We start from the raw sequence: 16,143 nt of genomic DNA on the forward strand, positions 1-16,143 counted from the left end.
AACTCGAACTCCTATCAACGCGCACCGGCGCAAGCGTCCTTCACCGCTTATCGCTGTGAGACCCTCAGCGCGCCGGCGTCCCCGAGACTGCGCTGGACGGCGGCGACTTGGCTGGAAGCGATATCCGCCGAAACGACGATCTCGCCTTCCAGCGGTGCGTCCTGACGCGCGCCTCCGCCATGCGAGGCATCGCCGCCCGAGGGCGCCGCGCCGGCGCTATTCCGGTTGCTCGCCGACTGGATGAAAATGTCTGGTCTGGATATGCCGTGCTGCTGAACAAGATGTTCGACGGCGAGATCAGCTGCTTCTCGGGTTTCGAACGTGGCTGTGATCGTCGTGGTGCTGTCATCGGCCATTAAGATCTCCTGATGTTGCTTTCCTCAAATGAGAACGCGGCCGGCGGCTGGTAGTTTCGACAGCAGGCCCGGACGCCCCCTCAAATGTTGATATCGCGCCAAAGCCTGCTATGTTCTGTTTTTGTTTCCGCGCACATCATCTGCCGACGCCATCGCGATCGCTGAATCCGCCATGAACGACATGAGTTCGACCCCCGTCCGAAAAATCATCCACGTCGACATGGACGCGTTTTATGCGTCGGTCGAGCAGCGCGATAATCCGGAACTGCGCGGTAGGCCGGTTGCGGTGGGCGGATCGGCCGCCCGCGGCGTCGTGGCCGCAGCGAGCTACGAGGCCCGCAAATTCGGCGTCCACTCGGCGATGCCGTCGGTGACGGCGAAGCGAAAGTGCCCAGACCTGATCTTCGTGCCGCCGCGCTTCGATGTTTATAAGGCGGTGTCGCAGCAGATCCGCGAGATCTTTGCCGAATATACGCCGATGATCGAGCCGCTGTCGCTCGACGAGGCCTATCTCGATGTCACCGACAATCTCAGAGGCATCGCGATTGCCACGGAGATCGCGTCGGAGATCCGCGCGAGGATCAAGCAAGTCACCGGCCTCAATGCGTCGGCCGGGATTTCCTACAACAAGTTCCTAGCCAAGATGGCGAGCGATCTGAACAAGCCGAACGGCCAAGCCGTTATCACCCCGAGGAACGGACCAGCCTTCGTCGAGTCCCTTCCCGTCAAGAAATTTCACGGCGTCGGCCCTGCCACGGCGGAAAAGATGCACCGGCTCGGAATCGACAACGGCGCCGATCTCAAAGGGAAGACGCTCGACTTCCTGGTGGAGCATTTCGGGAAGTCCGGACCCTACTTCTATGGCATTGCCCGCGGTACCGACGAGCGCCAGGTCAAGCCGAACCGGGTGCGCAAATCCGTCGGCGCCGAAGACACGTTTTCGCAGGACCTCCATGCCTTTGAGCCGGCCCGTGAAGGGCTGCAGCCGTTGATTGGAAAGGTGTGGGGCTATTGCGAGGCCAACGGAATCGGCGCCAAGACGGTGACGCTCAAGGTCAAATATGCCGACTTCAATCAGATCACCCGTAGCAAGACTGTTCCCAGTCCTCTGGCCGCGATCGCCGACCTGGAGGAGATCGTCGGCCTGCTGCTGGCGCCGATTTTTCCGCCGCGCAAAGGCATCCGCCTGCTCGGCGTCTCGCTGTCGTCGCTCGAAAGGCGCGCCGCCGGAACGGAGCCGCAGCTGAGATTGGCGCTTTAGATCGCCAGCGTCGGGCTGGGCAGGCGCGCGTGCATCGCGCTTAACCCGGAAGGTCCCGGCCGGCGATGGCTGCAGGATTTCCTCTTTGGGGACAAGTCCGTTGAGCCAACCCATGCGCTGGTCGCGTGTCAGGACCACATCTGCCGGCCTTCCGAACGGATGCGGTTCACCGCGCGGACTGCCGTCGCGTGGGCGCAATCCCCAAGGCAGTTCCACTATCTCTACATCGCGGTCATGCGCCTAACGATGACGCGACGCTCGTTGAGCGGCTGATGGATAATCGTGTGCGGTTAGCCGAAAACTGCTAATCTCCCCGAATGCGCGCCGGTGAGACTGAACTTCAAATGGTCATGCGACACGTTCGAGATGGTGCCGCCATCGTCGCGCGGCAAACTGGGCTTCTCAAAAAAATCGTCACGCTCCGCCTTCCAACAAGGGATGCCGAGGAACTGCTCGTCCTGCTGGAGCGCATACAAACCGAGCATATATTGCACCTGCAGCGGCTTGGTCGCGAGTCTATGAGACCACCCTCGAAGGGAAGAGCAATGTGCAATGATTACCGGTTGATGGTGGATATCGCCTCGGTTGTCGAGGACTTCGCCGATCTAAAGATCAAGATCCGTTTCGGTGAAGGCGCGCCGAACCTCGAAGCGCGAGAGGACATCAAGATCACAGATATCGGCCCGATCGTCAGGACGATCGACGGAGCCCGCGATGAAGCCGAGCTCGTGCAGCGGCGTTGGAGCTGGCCCGGACCGAACAAACGGCCGGTTTATAATTTCCGGTCGGAAGGTCGGGAGTTCACTTCCAATCGCTGCCTGATCGTTGCCGATGGCTTTTACGAGTTCACCGATCCGAAGGATCCGAAAAAGAAGCGCAAGGACAAGTGGCTGTTCACGAAGAAGGACGAGCCGATCTTCTGCATCGCCGGCATCTGGCGCGAAACGCCGGAGGTCGGCCAAGCCTTCACTATGCTGACGATGGAGCCGGGGCCGGACATTGCGCCGTATCACGACCGGCAGATCGTCATCCTCGAACGCGGCTCCTGGGCAGATTGGCTTGACCCGGCGGTTTCCGCGAAGTCCTTGATCAAGCCGCTCGCGGTGGGCACCCTTTCTGTGCAGCAGGTCGGCTGAACCGGAATAGCCCCGCGCCACGTTCAAAAATAGCTGCCGCGAGTTGCCGAACTCTTGCGCAAATCAGCTTCGCGAGAGCTGCCTCTTCTGCTGTTCCTTCGTATTCGGTGCCCTTGAGCGTACATTGACAAGCTGCTCGATGATCGGGGCGAACAACGTGGTGGCCGCGCCGCCGAGCGCGGCCTTGACGGCTTCTTCCCAGCAGCCGGTGATTTAACTGGCGCCCAATCTTCGATGTCAGGCGAACACACCGAGCATGTAAAGTCCGACGATCAGAAGATTGACTGCGAGCACGATATAGATCGGTAAAAGTGTCCGTCGCTTATTGCGGTCAGCGTCACGTGACATGTCCTCATCCCTCTTGCCGCGACAAGCGCCATGGCACCGTCACGACCGTTAGCCTGGGACCGCCGAACTTCAAAAGCTGCTTTCTGAGATGACCGGCACGGTTCATGTGAAGTATCTTTTGCCACCATCGCTCCTTGACCGTCTCGGGAATGAGAACCGCCACCTGACGCTCAGGCGCATCCGCATCAAGCTTCTCGATCAATCGAAGAAGGGGTTCATGCAGTTCTCGATAAGGTGCCGGAATAAGCATCAGGCGCGGAGGCTGGAGACCCTTCGCAGCGACCGGTTCTTCGACATCGGCATGCCATTGCTGACGCAAAACTCTCTCTCCATCCTCATTCTCCGGGCCGCCGAGCTTCACAAGGTGGACAGCGACGACATCAGGGGACAACGTCAGTGCAAACTTGATGGCCCTTTCACTCAGGCGGTTCCAGCTTTCCGTCACAACGAGCACCGTTGGCGGGTCGACATCTTCCACAGCAATCGGACCGGGTTGACGCAATTCCCGATCCAACCCCTCGTAATAGCTTTTGATCGCACGTAGCAGGATGATGGTGAGAGGAACGGCGATCAATGTGATCCAAGCGCCGTCTAAGAACTTTGCCAACATGATCACAACCAGGGCAGTGCCGGTTGCCACCGCCCCGACGGCGTTCATCGCGAGCTTCGCTGGCTTTTTTACTTTCTGACGCCTCCAGTGAACGACCATTCCTGTTTGAGAGACGGTGAAGGTCAAGAAGGCACCAATGGCGAAGAGAGGTATCAACCTTTCTGTGATGCCGCCGAAGGCGATCAAAAGAAGCGAGGCGAAGCCTGAGAGAAAAAGGATGCCTGCCGTGAAGACCAGGCGGCGACCCGGCTGAGCAAAAGCCTTTGGCAAGTATCCATCGGCGGCTACCATGCGGCAGATACGAGGAAAGCCGACGAAGCTCGTATTGGCCGACAGGCACAGGATGCAAAGCAGGCTGCACATGGCGACGTAGTAGAAGGCGTTGAAACCTGCCACTGCACCGATCAACTGCGAAAGCACACTCTGGTACCCGTTACCAGTTTGGCTCATCGCGCCGATTTCGAAGGTAGCCGCTATCGTCGCGATACCGCCAAGCAGGAGCGCCAGAACCACGACAATGATCGTGAGCGTAATGTAGGCGTTCCTGATGACGGGCGCCTTGAATGAACCCACACCGTTAGAGACGGCTTCAACTCCCGTCATCGCGGTGCAGCCGCTGGCGAAGGCATGCATCAGCAGCCAAAGGCCTGCCGCCCCTGTGGTTGCCGCAAGCGCAGGTGGCGCGACAACAGGGGCAGGATCGCTTTCAGTCACAATCCTGAAGAGGCCGTAAGCGATCACACCTAGGAAGCAGACCATAAAGAGATAGGTTGGAAGCGCAAACAGCCAGCCAGCCTCGCCAGTCCCTCTGAGATTGGCCAGGGTGACAAACGCCACGATGAGCAGGCAGAGGGGCAGGATATACGGATGGAGGCTTGGGACGGCGGATACGAGTGCACCGACGCCGGCAGAGACGCCGACCGCGACATTCAATACGTAGTCGATCATCAAGGCTGAGGCCGCCAGCAGGCTGGGGTATTCCCCTAGATTCTCCTTGGCGACCGCATAGGCTCCGCCGCTTGTCGGATAGGCGGCGAGGGTCTGACGATATGAAAAATACAAGATCGCGAGGAGAGCGATGATGCAGCCCATAACCGGTCCGAGATAGGTGAGACCTAGCGCCCCGAGCGGCATCAGGATCGTTAGAGCAGCTTCCGGCCCGTAGGAGGATGATCCAAGCCCGTCCAGCCCCATGGCGGGTACAGCCTCCATCCAGCCAAGTTTCTTGTCTTCGTGCTCGCGGTTAGCGAGTTTGCGGCCAAACAGGAGTGTGCTGAGGTTCAAGCTGCTGGTTCTCCGACGTTGAACGCACCGAACCTGCCAGCGAGGATGTTAGTTCCGCCCTCCAGCGGAGGAACTTGAGCGACCAACGTTGGTTGGATGAGAACGACAGCGAAGCCATGTTAGCCGGCCAGTCAGCGGACGGTGACTGTTTTGAGATCACGTCGAAAAATGGCAGCCTACTGGCTGCAATTCCCTTCGCATCAGTCATACCAAGGGGCTGATGGATAGCATTGACCATCGATCAGCGCAGCCGAGGGACTATCTCAGGTATCGCGGTGGCGATATCAATTTCTTCCGCCCATGCCCCGCGCTCATCGTGGATAACTATACCCATCGGAATCTCTTGCCCTCTCTTCATAAGCGCATGCCGAACCAGTTCGCGGAGGGTCTCGATAGCTTCTTGTCTTGCCGCGGTCAGATCAGGGAAGGCCGAACCCTCGAAGTCGACGACGACATGATCCGCGTGCCGGATGTGAAAATAATACGTCGCCACGGTCACCTCTTTTCGAAGGATTAGCATTCGCAAAACCCGTCGCAAGGCTCTGTCAGCGAGCGTACCAGCGTAGAATTAAAAAAGAGCCCCGCGCGGGCGGGGCTCAAGTTGGGGACTTGCGATAGACCGCGCGGAGGCATCATGAAGAGTTGGCTGCCATCCAAGCTCCGCGCGGCTGACGAAATACGATTAGTGCTGCCGGTTTGTTCCCGCCGAAAACGCGTTTTCTGTTGGCACTCTCATGATGGCCGGACGAGCCGCCGCGAGGCGATTGTAACTCCCGCCTGCCATGCTGATCAGTTTGGTACGATCACGGACGATGACTTTGCCGCGCGCGGACCTGATCATGCCTTCGCCTTCGAGCAACGCCAAGGCTTCGGAAACGCCGGCCCGCCGAACTCCTAGCATCATAGCCAGAAACTCGTGCGTCATAAGAAGTTCCTCGCTTCCGGCACGGTCGTGGCTCATCAGGATGAGGCGGGCCAAGCGCTGGTTCAAAGAGTAGTGGCCCAGAGCCAGGGCCGTCTCCGCCATTTGCACCATGACGGAATGAGCGTATCGGAGAAGCGTTTCGCGGAGTGAAGGGCTACGCTCGGCCGCCTCCCGAATAGCCCATGTAGGAATGCGGAAGGCGGAACCGGCTCCTTGAACGAAGCTCCGCCATGACGTTCTATCGGCCCCGAGGAGAACAGAGACACCGGTCATGCCTTCCCGGCCCACGCTGAATACTTCGAGGCTTCGGCCATCCGGTGTTGTCGTAACCGCGGCAACGACCCCGCTCTCGATGAAGTGGACATGCTGAATGGGAGCGTCAGGCTCAACAAGGATATCTCCAACGTCGAGCTTAACCGGCTGAAGATCGGCCTCCAACCATTGCAGTTCTTCAGAGAATGAGTTCAACAGTTCATTGCGAAACATCGACGGGACGAGCCTTTCCGTTGCAATGGAAAACAACCTCTTATGATACCAATCGATGGCTTGATCTGCATTACCAGCGGTTATGTTTGGTGCGGAACCGAACAAACCCCCACGAGCTTTAAAGGGTGAAGGCCGAAACAGATCTAGAGCTTAGTGATCGTCGTCCTCCGCTCGCACTGCCAGTTCTTCCCGGTCCGGCCGCGGTCCGATCTGCCGCACCGAGCTGACGTGGTCAAAGACCCTTTGACAAGGGCAACTTCGGCATCATTCAGCATACTGGTTTGGAATATCGTAGCCAGGATCATACGCCGTCACTCCCCGATGATAGCCGTAGGGCGCGGAGGCGATGCTTCAGCGCGACGGAGCGTCGCTTTGGGAGCAGACCAGGAACTACCTCCGCCCGACCCAACATCCGGGGTGGTGGATCGCTAGGAGGAAGCCTTTGCGAACAACAAGATACTTGCTTTCTCCCGCGATCCAGTGAGCTAACCTGATCGTCAGTTTACGGTTCCCGTACGATGCCGGACGAAAATGGTCACTTCGGGGGCAGGCTGGGGCGATGTCTCACCTTTATGGCGATCATTTACCCCAAGCATGTGTCTCCTGTGAACTGGGCGACCCCCGCGTCGATCACACCAGTCGGGAACCTCTCCCGTAGCAGAGTCTTCCCAGTCTCTTCCATTCGTTCGAGAGATGCTGACGCAGGTGTTTTGCCAACCGCGCCAACAAGTTCAAGCCCTTTCAGCGAGAAGCTCTTTCAATCTGCCCTTGGCGATCAGCGCCAGCATATAATCAATCGCGCGATCACTTCTTTATTGCCTTCATCGTCAAACGTAACCGCTGACAATGTTGGCGCCATGATGTCCGATCGCTTCAAGGCGGGAGCGCCGCACCAGTCGCGATAGCTGGATCTTGCTTACCTGTGAGACCGGTGAAGTTGACCTTTCATGATCAGACCCTACATCCCTGCTATCGTTGGCAACCGAATATGTAGGCGCTGACGGCTGAGGGTTACCAAGTGCTCCCGCCTGCAAATCAGCGGTGTGCACTCATGGGCGACCCTATAATTGAGGCGCAGTTGAATTCTTCCCGAGCTCTGATTGAACGAACGAAAGAGTTGTTAGCGTCAACAAGACGGCTTGTTTCGAAGGAGCGGCGAGTCACTGAAGCGGCTGAAAACGGTCCTCTTGATGTTGAGGAGACGAGGAGCTGTCAACCGGGAAATAAACGGTTTCCCGACGGTGTGGAGCGTTCGACGTTGCCATAAGGACCGGTCGCGGCGGATGGCAAGGACTGCCGAATATCCGCTTACTCCCGTTGAGGTGACGCCAATGCTGGCGCCTTCTCTCTTGACAACCCGGACCATCATCATGCCGGATGCACTTGCAGATTTCGAGCTCTTGCCGCATCCGGATTGCTATGCGTGGTTCAGGGGCGCCCGGTGCGAGCTATCGCGGGCTCTGCGATTTGCAGGGTCGATTACCCTACGCATACACTGAAGGCCAATGCGGCACTGGCCAGCGTCGGCGTTGCGTTGCTATCGCCAGTGTTGTTTCGACCGCTCCTGGAAAAGGGACTGCTGATCGCGCCGTTCTCACACGTGCTGAGCGGGCCCGCCTGGCACTTTGCGCTCATGCGCGCGGACGATCCGCGTCTCGCGCCCAGACAGCGGCCGCGAATGGCTTCACGAGCAGACTTAGGAGCGCGCCTGGTGCCGATCATTTTCTTCGTTTCGCACTATTGCCAGTAGCAGCCGCATCGAACGAGATAAGTTGCACAGACAGCCGTTCACAAACAAACCGGTTGTCTGCTTCCTGCCTCGATCGCCCGCCTTGCCAGGCAGCAAAGGCGCAATTGCTTGGCGCGTTTGCGGCCACCGACCGCACCAGGAATTCCTCGACAGCCCTGCAACTAACGGCGCCGCATCTGGTTCGGCCCGAGATGCGCTCGAGAGGAGACCAAGATGAAACTGGTGCCATTCCAATACGCGGGCCATAACCCCGCCATGGTATACATCAATCCGGAACAGGTTGTTGCTGTGCGAGAATTCGCCAACAGCACCCACATCCATGTTGCTGCACCGCAGAAGGATGGCGCACCAAGTTACTATCCCGTCAGGGAGACGGTCGATGAGGTCGTTAAGAAACTGACTGCCTAGACCAGGAACTTCTATACTTAACCGATGTTGTAGTTGGTATGCGCAGTACAGAGCAAAAAGCCGCGAGAGACATGATCAGATACGTGCTGACTGTTTTCGTTGTCGCAATAATCATAGCGGTGGCGTACTTGGCCTTCTTCACTCCCGGGCAAGTGTGAGCTGACTGCCCTAATCGACAGCGGTACTTCAGCAAATTGCCCTAGCACCGGAGCCAGTGGCTTTGCTGCCGCATGGAGCAGGTTACATGAGCGAGAACTTCAGCGCCAAAGAAACGTTCGCGATATACGGCGAGAGGGCAACCACGATCACTTGCGTTCGAGATGCTTACTCCACCGAGGAAAAGACATTCCCGACGATGCGCGATGCAATCGACTATCTGAAGGCATTTGACCCTGTTCCGGTTGCGATAGTTCTCCATATCAGCGCTCACGGTCGCGACATACCGTTCGACCGCGACAATATAGCGAAGCTGATGCGGGAACCATAATCATGACAACAATCGAGAACCTGCTGCCGAAATAAATCACCTGCCGGCTAACTCAGGTGGCGAAGCGATAGGCTGAATAGCTCGGAGGTAAAAGGTGATTCCTTCGCAAGGCAGGACGGACGTCACGAGACCACCGGTCTGCCGGGCGTTAGAAGAAATACTTCTTGGTCATGCAACAAAAATCCATTCACCTATTTAGTCAGCTATAAATCCAGCTCGCGACCGCCACCGCGATCGCAACAACGACCATAGTGCCAATGAAGATGCGCAACGCAGGCGAGCGAGTGGTCTGTGGAACCGTCGCCCCGCTTCCTGGCTCACGCATCGCGACGTCGTAATTCCGCTGACGATCGGCGGCTCCGATGTTCTGCGCATGCAGTGCCATCTCGACCTGATCGGGAGTTATCGGCTGGCCGGCGGCCTCTGCATCCGTTTCGAGCGGCGCAGCCGCCGGGTCAAAGCCGGGCCTGATGTCCCCGGTCTCTCCCGACTGGATCCCGCCCCTAATCTGCGCGGCAGCTTTATCCCTTTTCTTTGTCATTCGAACTCTCCTCGTTCGATCGCGGATGCAGGGTTCACGTCACGGCCGCCCAACTGCCACAAGGAAATCGAGCCGATGGTGATGATGAACCCGATGATGATGACAATGGCTGCGTAGAGCCAAGCAAGTCGGCGCGGTGATTGCTGATCCACTGATCCTCCTCCTGCTCCCGTACGGCTTCAAATCTTCCCCGCTTGCATTGCGGGGCTGACTTCCGGAGCACGGGCAGCGGTCTGGCCGGCGCTCTCGTCGATGATCCGCGCGCCGCGTTGGCGAGTGAGGTAGCGCCAGATCCATTGGATGCTGACGAGAAGCCGCTTTTCGAAGTTGATAAGCAGATAGACGTGTACGATTGCCCACAGCAGCCATGCCAGCCTTCCTTTCAGGGTCCACCGGCCGAAGTCGAAAACGGCGGCGTTGCGCCCGATGACGGCTGTATTGCCTCTGTTGCGGAAGACGAAGCCCGGCCCCCTAATCACAGGTTCCTTGCGAAGTTGTCGTCCAAGGTAGATGCCTTGCTGTTTGGCAACCTGCGCAAGCGCCGGGAGGGGCTTTCCGTCCGTCCCGATCAAAGCGGCTGTGTCTCCGAGCGCATAGACATCCTCGAAGCCTTGAACGCGAAGATGATCATCGACTGGAATGCGGTTCCCGGCAGTACCCGAGAGGCCGAGCCAGCGATGTGCTGGCGACGCTTTCACGCCGGCTCCCCAGACGATCGATCCGGCCGAGATGAAGGCGCCGCCGATGTTCGCGCCATCCTTTGTAATGTCGACGACCCGGCTTCCCGTGCGCACTTCCACGCCGACCTTTTCAAGGTACCTCGCCGCATAGGCAGAGAGATGCTCAGGAAAGGCCGCTAGAATGCGAGGCCCTGCTTCCACCAGCAGAACGCGGAGATGGTCGGGCTGAAGGTTGCGAAAGTCCCTACTGATCATGAAGCGTCCGAGCTCCGAAATGGCGCCGGCCATTTCGACGCCCGTAGGGCCGCCGCCAATAATGATGCTCGTCAACAGGGCCTGTTTCTCGGCGGGGCTGCCGGCTCGTTCGGCTTTCTCAAACGCCAGAAGAAGGCGATGCCTGATCTCCCGCGCCTCGTGGATCGTCTTGAGACCCGGCGCCAGAGCCTGCCACTCGTCATGTCCGAAGTAATTGTATTCGGAACCTGTCGCAATCACGAGCTGGTCGTAGCGTACATCGGCCCCGTCCGCGAGCAGGACGCGCCGCTTTGCGGTGTCGATGCCGACTACTTCCGCCATGATCATTTCGATGTTCTTGTAGCCTGCAAGCGTCTTTCTGATGGGCTCTGCTATGTCTGCCGGCGACAAGGCGGCGGTGGCCACCTGGTAGAGAAGCGGTTGGAAGAGATTGTGGTTGCGGCGGTCAATGACGACGCATTCCACCTCAGCATTCCCGAGCTTGCCGGCACAGGCAAGGCCTGCGAAACCGCCGCCTATGACGACAACCCGGCGGCGTCGTCTCGCCGAACCTTCTGCTTCTGCTGTCGTCTTTCGATCATGCGGCATGAAATCTTCCCAAGACCATGTTTCGCCAACGCCTAACGCTACACAGCCTAAGCGCCGACTTTCAAAGCGCGCTCAGGCGGCTTCGGATCTGGTCAGCATCGACACTGCTCACTCACACGTCTGCACGATAGTTGCCGCTAACAACCGGGGACTTGGAAGGTTCCAGCGCATCCGCAACGGTGGTGGGCTCGGACTGATGCTGCGAGCCCCTCCCCTCACGCATTCACTCACTCACACTTCGGTTGAGATGGAATGCCTATGTCGCCAGCCGAAGGGGAGCCTGAAGCTCACGTAGCAGACCACGGGCCGGATTACCTCTTGCAGCGACGGGTCGGCAGATCGCGACAGTTAGGACGCGGCGAGAGAGTGCGGTCCCCTTCAGTGCCGGAACCACCGGGGCGCCTTGCGATTGTCGTGAACCAAATCGACCCCAGACCGCATTCAACCCTGGAGAAACGGTATGAAACCCCTCAACGCCGTCAAGAGCGAGCAAGGCTCTCCCGTGTAAAACCTGGCCCATAGTGATTTCCTTCATGCGCGGCCCGTTGTCCCTAAGGAATTCTCGGCTGCTCATCCCAACATTCCAATGGCGATGACCTACTCCATCTGGCCCGGGCCGGATCGGCAGAACACGGTTGCCCAAAGTGCTCGCCTTATCGCTCATTCCAAGAGCGGACGACGAATGAGGTGTTCAGACGCGACCTGCAGCAGCCACGTTCGCATCAGACACTTCCGATCCCGAATGAAAGGCGCTTCGGAGTTGCGCCGCCGAGCGCCAGTCCTAAAGCCACAGGCGCGGAACATTCCTTGGACGAGCCGGTTAGATGTTACTCAACCCGGAGGACATGCGATGTATCACCACGTCAAGAAGCTCATGTATACCGTTCGGGTTGATGAGCCCGATCCGAAATTTGGCAATATGCTGCTTGAGCAGTTCGGTGGCGCAAACGGTGAACTTGCGGCTGCAATGCAATACTCCATTCAAGGCCTGAATTGCGAGGATCCCGGACGCAAGGACCTGCTGATGGACATCGGCACGGAAGAACTCAGTCATCTCGAGATCGTTGGGACTCTGGCGAGGATGCATCTCAAGCCGTTGAAGTCGGTCAGAGAGGAGGCGGAAGCCGACCCACTGATCGCGATTGCTGGCGGCGGTGGTGTGAACCTTTTCAATTCGATGGGAAACCCTTGGACCGCCGATTATCTCAAAATTACAGGTGAGTTGGATGTCGATCTGCGAAGCAACATCGCCGCGGAAGCACGCGCCAAAATCGTCTACGAACGCTTGATCGATTTCTGCCGCGATCCGGGCACCAAGGATGCCCTGCAGTTCCTCATGACCAGGGAGATCACCCACATGCGCGCTTTCTCCCTGGCCCTCGAAAGCATGGGCAAGCCGCCGCTGAGCGTCGGCAGGATTGCGCCGACCGCAGGGCTCGTCGATCAATTCTTCAACGATTCGACGGGTGAAGGGGATCTCGGTGAAGTTGACACCCGCGGTCCCTGGAATGAAGGCGAGCCTTGGGAATTCGTGGAGGCGCCGGCGTTCCAGGATCTTAAGGGAACGGAGAATGCAGGCACGGCAATCCGCGCTCTAAGCGCGCCCCCGGAAGGATCGGAAGCAATCCAGGAAATCCTCGTTGATGAGCTCCGCGACCTGCTGCATGCGGAAAAGCAGCTATTGAAGGCGCTTCCAAAAATGCAGAAAGCCGCGCGTACCCAGCAGCTCCAGACTTTGTTGCGCAACCATCTTGCCGAAACGGAAGGCCAGGTCGATCGCTTGAACGAATGTCTGCGCATTCTCGGCACGACCGCTCGCGCCAAACCGTGCAAGGGCATGGCCGGCCTGGTAGAGGAAGGCGAGGAAGTGATGGCGGAAGGCAACAAGAAGGACGATGCTCCCGCTGATCTGGCTTTGATCGGAGCGGCGTTGCGGGTCGAACATTACGAAATTGCCGCCTACACAACGGCTCGCAACCTAGCGCTCCAGCTTGCGCAGCCGGCGGTCGCTCAATTGCTGACACTGTCGCTGGGTGAAGAACAGAATGCGGGCCAGTTGCTGGATCAGGTTGCCCAGCCGTTGATGTCCGCTGCAAGAATGCCACGGAGCGTCGTCTGACAGAGGGAGGCTCAGCGATGTTTTCGGCAAATGACGCGGAATCGAGCCATCTGTTGGATCAGCTGGCGCAACCGCTTGCGTCGGCGGCAAGAGTGCCTCCCGGCGTCCGTTGACGTGGCTGATAATCGTAGTACCCGCGGAGGCGTCAAAGGCACCGACCGCGGGTGCCGCTTTAGGACGGAATTGGGCTAACGCTCTATCGCACGCCTCCCTTTGGAGCGGGCAGCGGCTCAACTTTGATTTTCGAGATCCTGGGCGCCGACGTAAAGCAAGGCTCAGGCTCATCCGATCCGTCCACAAGTTTTTCCGGAAATGCGGGGTGGGGCGCAGCTACGGCATTCCTTAGCGCGCTAGAGGTCTAGCCTCGTTTAAATCATTTCGGATCGCAGTGGCCGCTATACCCGCCTGCCCCATCGCGGTCCCGATCTGATCCAAGCCAATGACCACATCTCCAGCTGCGTATAGGCCAGGTAGGGTTGACCTTTGGTGACTGTCGACGACGATGCAGCCGTTCTCAGACAATTCTGCACCGGCCATCGCTGCCAGTTTCGACCGAACGTCCGATCCAAGCGCAGGGTATATAGAGGAAAACTCCCCGATACCGGAAGCTGTCGCGACTGTGATTGCATCGCGCTCGGGGTCGATGGATCTTATCGGACCTTTTTGGAGGCCGATCTGCAAGTCCCGCAGCCGATCGACCTCAATCTCCGAGAGCTCGTGTTCCTCCTGCGGTGTGATGATGGTCACGTGTGTCGTATAACTCCGCAGGAACAGTGCCTCCGCAAACGCTCTCGATCCGCAGCCGATAACAGCCACACGCTTGTCGGTGACCTCGAACCCGTCACAGACAGGGCAGTAGCGGATAAGGCCGCGTGCAACAGCCTCGTCATGACGTTCGGCCAACATCGGTGGCTTGCGGTTTGTCACACCGGTGGCCAAAAGGACCGTTCGCGCCCGCATGCTGCCGCTGGCGGAGACGACACGATAGCCGTCATGCTCCTTCTGAAGCTGTCTGGCGCTCTCAATGCGGATCTGAACTTTGTACCCTTGAAGCTGTGTGCGCATTCTGGCGAGAAGCTCCCTTCCGCTAATGCCCTTCGGGAACCCTGCGAGGTTATGGGAGACCGGAATGGTGGCGGCACGACTGCTATAGTCGTCGAATACGGTTGTTGAGAGGTGGTAGCGCGCAAGATAAATGGCCGCAGTCAAGCCAGCAGGTCCACCTCCGATGATAATGCAGTCGCGCATCATGTCTCCAGACCGTCACCACTCAAGATATCGTAAGGGGCCAATGAGAGGAGCATTCTCTGATTTCCCTGGGCACGTCCGACAGCTCCTTGCGGGCGTTTAAGTTGGTTCCTCGAACGGTCTCATAGAAAAGCTGCGCCGATGCCCGATCCAGCCGTCTTCTTTAGAGACGAAGCGCTCCGGAACTAGGGTTTGGTCCGCAGCCGCTTCGGCGATGTTGGAACAACTGGCATCGCCCGCATCGACGAGGAAGACCGTTCCGAGGAAGCTTAGGGCTCCGGGCATCCGTTGCCCGTCACGCGGATGCCAAGATAGTGATCATCGCTAGTGCGGAGCCAACGCCGGCCCCAGCGAGGCCCGTTGTCATATAGCCGGTAAATCTCCCTGCTTGGCCGTGCCTGATCTCCTCAGCGGTCCCGAGAACAGCCGCCAGGCCGGCAGCAATCCAGCATGAAAGCGTCAACGTTCCCAAATGTATCGCCCAGTGCGGTGCGTCGATCGAAAGCACTGTCATGCGAAGACCCTCGCGGCGAGCGCCGCCTCAATGAACGCCCTGCGAGCTCCCTCGACACTTCCACGGCGTGCGATGGCGTCGACGCATCTGCGCTTGGCGACGCCGAACTCACGAGAATGGGTCAACGGCCAGCGATGGAGAAGCGCCGCAAGCGCCGCGTCCGGACCCTCAATGCGCTCACGCATGCCGTCGCCGATCCGGACGTATACCGGTGGCTTCCAATTCACATGGAAGCCGATATCGATTACCTTTTCCATTGCAGACCTCATTGCAAGGTTTCCCGCCCAACCGCCTTCAGGTGTCCGAGTTCCCAAGCCATACTGGTTGGTCCGCTATCGAACAGCTTCGAAGAGAAGATAGGAAGAGATCGTGATCGTTAATGATGTTAAACGACCGTCCAATAAGCCAGCCAACTTTCCCGCACGCGTCAAGTTCGCCATCAATCTGCTTGGCCGCAAGGTAGGCTGATCAGATGGAACAGGAGCTGACCGCCGGCCTGGGCAAATGGCAGATAGCCGAGTTCGTTGAGGATGATGAAGTCGAGACCGTTGGGGTAGTCGGCCGTCCGCCCTTTTGCCGCTGCGCGTTTCCGTTTCCAACCGATTGACCAGATCGACGACGTTGAAGAACCGTCCCCGCGCACCGTTGCGGATCAGGGCGCGGGCAAGTGCAATGGACAGGTGGCCCAACGATGAGAGTTTGGCGAAGGCCAAATGGTTCGGCTTGAAGGGATATGAACCGCCGACACACTTGGGTTAGATTGTCTATCTGGTTAAGGAGAAGATCGGCACCAGGCCTGCTTGGACGTCCCGCCATGCGCGCCACGTTCGGCCTCCCCGTTAAAGCGCCTTTTGCAGTTCCGGCAGTGCGTCGAAGAGATCGGCGACGAGGCCGTAGTCGGCGACCTGGAAGATCGGTGCCTCCTCGTCCTTGTTGATGGCGACGATCACTTTCGAATCCTTCATGCCCGCCAGATGCTGGATGGCGCCTGAGATGCCGGCGGCGATGTAGAGATCGGGGGCCACCACCTTGCCGGTCTGGCCGACCTGCCAGTCGTTCGGGGCATAACCGGCATCGACGGCCGCACGGCTGGCGCCGACGGCGGCACCGAGCTTGTCGGCAACCGGCAGGATGACCTCCTTGAACT

Annotated in this window: 15 protein-coding genes and 3 pseudogenes; 6 read left to right on the forward strand and 12 right to left on the reverse strand. The window is 58.6% G+C overall.

The window, feature by feature from the left end; translation table 11 throughout:
• Nucleotides 1-47: 47 nt before the first annotated feature.
• A complete protein-coding gene (locus ATY77_RS20405) occupies nucleotides 48-356 on the reverse strand; it encodes a hypothetical protein (protein WP_088688572.1) in 309 nt (102 codons plus the stop codon).
• A gap of 172 nt (nucleotides 357-528) precedes the next feature.
• On the opposite strand from ATY77_RS20405, the gene dinB reads away from it, so the two are divergent.
• Nucleotides 529-1,617, forward strand: a complete 1,089-nt coding sequence (dinB, locus tag ATY77_RS20410) for a DNA polymerase IV (protein ID WP_088688614.1) — start codon at nucleotides 529-531, stop codon at nucleotides 1,615-1,617.
• Between the two features lie 12 nt (nucleotides 1,618-1,629).
• Here dinB and ATY77_RS33275 read toward each other — a convergent pair.
• Nucleotides 1,630-1,898, reverse strand: a pseudogene (locus tag ATY77_RS33275) (hypothetical protein); the annotation flags it as partial.
• A gap of 264 nt (nucleotides 1,899-2,162) precedes the next feature.
• On the opposite strand from ATY77_RS33275, the gene ATY77_RS20425 reads away from it, so the two are divergent.
• Nucleotides 2,163-2,753: an SOS response-associated peptidase gene (locus tag ATY77_RS20425; RefSeq protein WP_088688574.1), complete on the forward strand. Its 591-nt coding sequence runs from the start codon at nucleotides 2,163-2,165 to the stop codon at nucleotides 2,751-2,753.
• A 352-nt stretch (nucleotides 2,754-3,105) separates the two neighbouring features.
• Here the strand turns inward: ATY77_RS20425 and ATY77_RS20430 are convergent, their stop codons facing one another.
• The 3 genes from ATY77_RS20430 to ATY77_RS20445 form a co-directional block, all read right to left on the reverse strand.
• Complete coding sequence (locus ATY77_RS20430) at nucleotides 3,106-4,995, reverse strand: APC family permease (protein ID WP_245314376.1); 1,890 nt, start codon at nucleotides 4,993-4,995, stop codon at nucleotides 3,106-3,108.
• 241 nt (nucleotides 4,996-5,236) lie between these two features.
• Complete coding sequence (locus tag ATY77_RS20440; protein WP_141103954.1) at nucleotides 5,237-5,488, reverse strand: hypothetical protein; 252 nt, start codon at nucleotides 5,486-5,488, stop codon at nucleotides 5,237-5,239.
• Nucleotides 5,489-5,677: 189 nt separating this feature from the next.
• Nucleotides 5,678-6,406 (reverse strand): Crp/Fnr family transcriptional regulator, encoded by a 729-nt coding sequence (locus tag ATY77_RS20445; RefSeq protein ID WP_088688576.1) that lies wholly within the window; start codon nucleotides 6,404-6,406, stop codon nucleotides 5,678-5,680.
• A 1,245-nt stretch (nucleotides 6,407-7,651) separates the two neighbouring features.
• Here ATY77_RS20445 and ATY77_RS33280 point away from each other — a divergent pair.
• The 3 genes and pseudogenes from ATY77_RS33280 to ATY77_RS20460 all read left to right on the forward strand — a co-directional run.
• Nucleotides 7,652-8,156: pseudogene (locus ATY77_RS33280) on the forward strand (LysR substrate-binding domain-containing protein); the annotation flags it as partial.
• Nucleotides 8,157-8,369: 213 nt separating this feature from the next.
• A complete protein-coding gene (locus tag ATY77_RS20455; RefSeq protein ID WP_088678318.1) occupies nucleotides 8,370-8,564 on the forward strand; it encodes a hypothetical protein in 195 nt (64 codons plus the stop codon).
• Between the two features lie 244 nt (nucleotides 8,565-8,808).
• Nucleotides 8,809-9,051, forward strand: a complete 243-nt coding sequence (locus tag ATY77_RS20460) for a hypothetical protein (protein WP_088688577.1) — start codon at nucleotides 8,809-8,811, stop codon at nucleotides 9,049-9,051.
• Between the two features lie 199 nt (nucleotides 9,052-9,250).
• Here the strand turns inward: ATY77_RS20460 and ATY77_RS20465 are convergent, their stop codons facing one another.
• The 3 genes from ATY77_RS20465 to ATY77_RS20470 are packed head-to-tail and all read right to left on the reverse strand — an operon-like array spanning nucleotide 9,251 to nucleotide 11,115.
• Complete coding sequence (locus ATY77_RS20465) at nucleotides 9,251-9,592, reverse strand: hypothetical protein (RefSeq protein ID WP_088688578.1); 342 nt, start codon at nucleotides 9,590-9,592, stop codon at nucleotides 9,251-9,253.
• Nucleotides 9,589-9,744, reverse strand: coding sequence for a hypothetical protein (locus tag ATY77_RS32940; RefSeq protein WP_190237664.1), 156 nt, complete (start codon nucleotides 9,742-9,744; stop codon nucleotides 9,589-9,591). The genes ATY77_RS20465 and ATY77_RS32940 overlap by 4 nt, the downstream gene beginning before the upstream one ends.
• Before the next feature lie 27 nt (nucleotides 9,745-9,771).
• The gene (locus ATY77_RS20470) at nucleotides 9,772-11,115 is read right to left on the reverse strand and encodes an NAD(P)/FAD-dependent oxidoreductase (RefSeq protein WP_088688579.1); all 1,344 of its coding nucleotides are present in this window, start codon (nucleotides 11,113-11,115) and stop codon (nucleotides 9,772-9,774) included.
• An 850-nt stretch (nucleotides 11,116-11,965) separates the two neighbouring features.
• On the opposite strand from ATY77_RS20470, the gene ATY77_RS20475 reads away from it, so the two are divergent.
• The gene (locus tag ATY77_RS20475) at nucleotides 11,966-13,234 is read left to right on the forward strand and encodes a DUF892 family protein (RefSeq protein ID WP_088688580.1); all 1,269 of its coding nucleotides are present in this window, start codon (nucleotides 11,966-11,968) and stop codon (nucleotides 13,232-13,234) included.
• Between the two features lie 342 nt (nucleotides 13,235-13,576).
• On the opposite strand, the gene ATY77_RS20480 is transcribed toward ATY77_RS20475, so the two are convergent.
• The 4 genes and pseudogenes from ATY77_RS20480 to ATY77_RS20500 all read right to left on the reverse strand — a co-directional run.
• Nucleotides 13,577-14,485, reverse strand: coding sequence for an NAD(P)/FAD-dependent oxidoreductase (locus tag ATY77_RS20480; protein ID WP_348627672.1), 909 nt, complete (start codon nucleotides 14,483-14,485; stop codon nucleotides 13,577-13,579).
• Nucleotides 14,486-14,992: 507 nt separating this feature from the next.
• Entirely contained in the window at nucleotides 14,993-15,253 is a 261-nt protein-coding gene (locus ATY77_RS20490) for a DUF982 domain-containing protein (RefSeq protein WP_088688616.1), read from the reverse strand.
• Nucleotides 15,254-15,459: 206 nt separating this feature from the next.
• Nucleotides 15,460-15,679, reverse strand: a pseudogene (locus tag ATY77_RS20495) (ATP-binding protein); the annotation flags it as partial.
• A gap of 156 nt (nucleotides 15,680-15,835) precedes the next feature.
• A partial coding sequence (locus tag ATY77_RS20500; RefSeq protein ID WP_210199545.1) for an FAD-binding protein occupies nucleotides 15,836-16,143 on the reverse strand: 308 nt, incomplete at its 5' end.

Source organism: Rhizobium sp. R634 (assembly GCF_002211305.1).
Classification (GTDB): domain Bacteria; phylum Pseudomonadota; class Alphaproteobacteria; order Rhizobiales; family Rhizobiaceae; genus Rhizobium.

Coding starts and splice junctions, on each gene's coding strand:
- ATY77_RS20465 (WP_088688578.1), bottom strand. CDS start 9,592: ATGACAAAGAAAAGGGATAAAGCTGCCGCGCAGATTAGGGGCGGGATC.
- ATY77_RS20470 (WP_088688579.1), bottom strand. CDS start 11,115: ATGCCGCATGATCGAAAGACGACAGCAGAAGCAGAAGGTTCGGCGAGA.
- ATY77_RS20475 (WP_088688580.1), top strand. CDS start 11,966: ATGTATCACCACGTCAAGAAGCTCATGTATACCGTTCGGGTTGATGAG.
- ATY77_RS20460 (WP_088688577.1), top strand. CDS start 8,809: ATGAGCGAGAACTTCAGCGCCAAAGAAACGTTCGCGATATACGGCGAG.
- dinB (WP_088688614.1), top strand. CDS start 529: ATGAACGACATGAGTTCGACCCCCGTCCGAAAAATCATCCACGTCGAC.
- ATY77_RS20425 (WP_088688574.1), top strand. CDS start 2,163: ATGTGCAATGATTACCGGTTGATGGTGGATATCGCCTCGGTTGTCGAG.
- ATY77_RS20455 (WP_088678318.1), top strand. CDS start 8,370: ATGAAACTGGTGCCATTCCAATACGCGGGCCATAACCCCGCCATGGTA.
- ATY77_RS20405 (WP_088688572.1), bottom strand. CDS start 356: ATGGCCGATGACAGCACCACGACGATCACAGCCACGTTCGAAACCCGA.
- ATY77_RS20490 (WP_088688616.1), bottom strand. CDS start 15,253: ATGGAAAAGGTAATCGATATCGGCTTCCATGTGAATTGGAAGCCACCG.
- ATY77_RS20445 (WP_088688576.1), bottom strand. CDS start 6,406: ATGTTTCGCAATGAACTGTTGAACTCATTCTCTGAAGAACTGCAATGG.
- ATY77_RS20480 (WP_348627672.1), bottom strand. CDS start 14,485: ATGATGCGCGACTGCATTATCATCGGAGGTGGACCTGCTGGCTTGACT.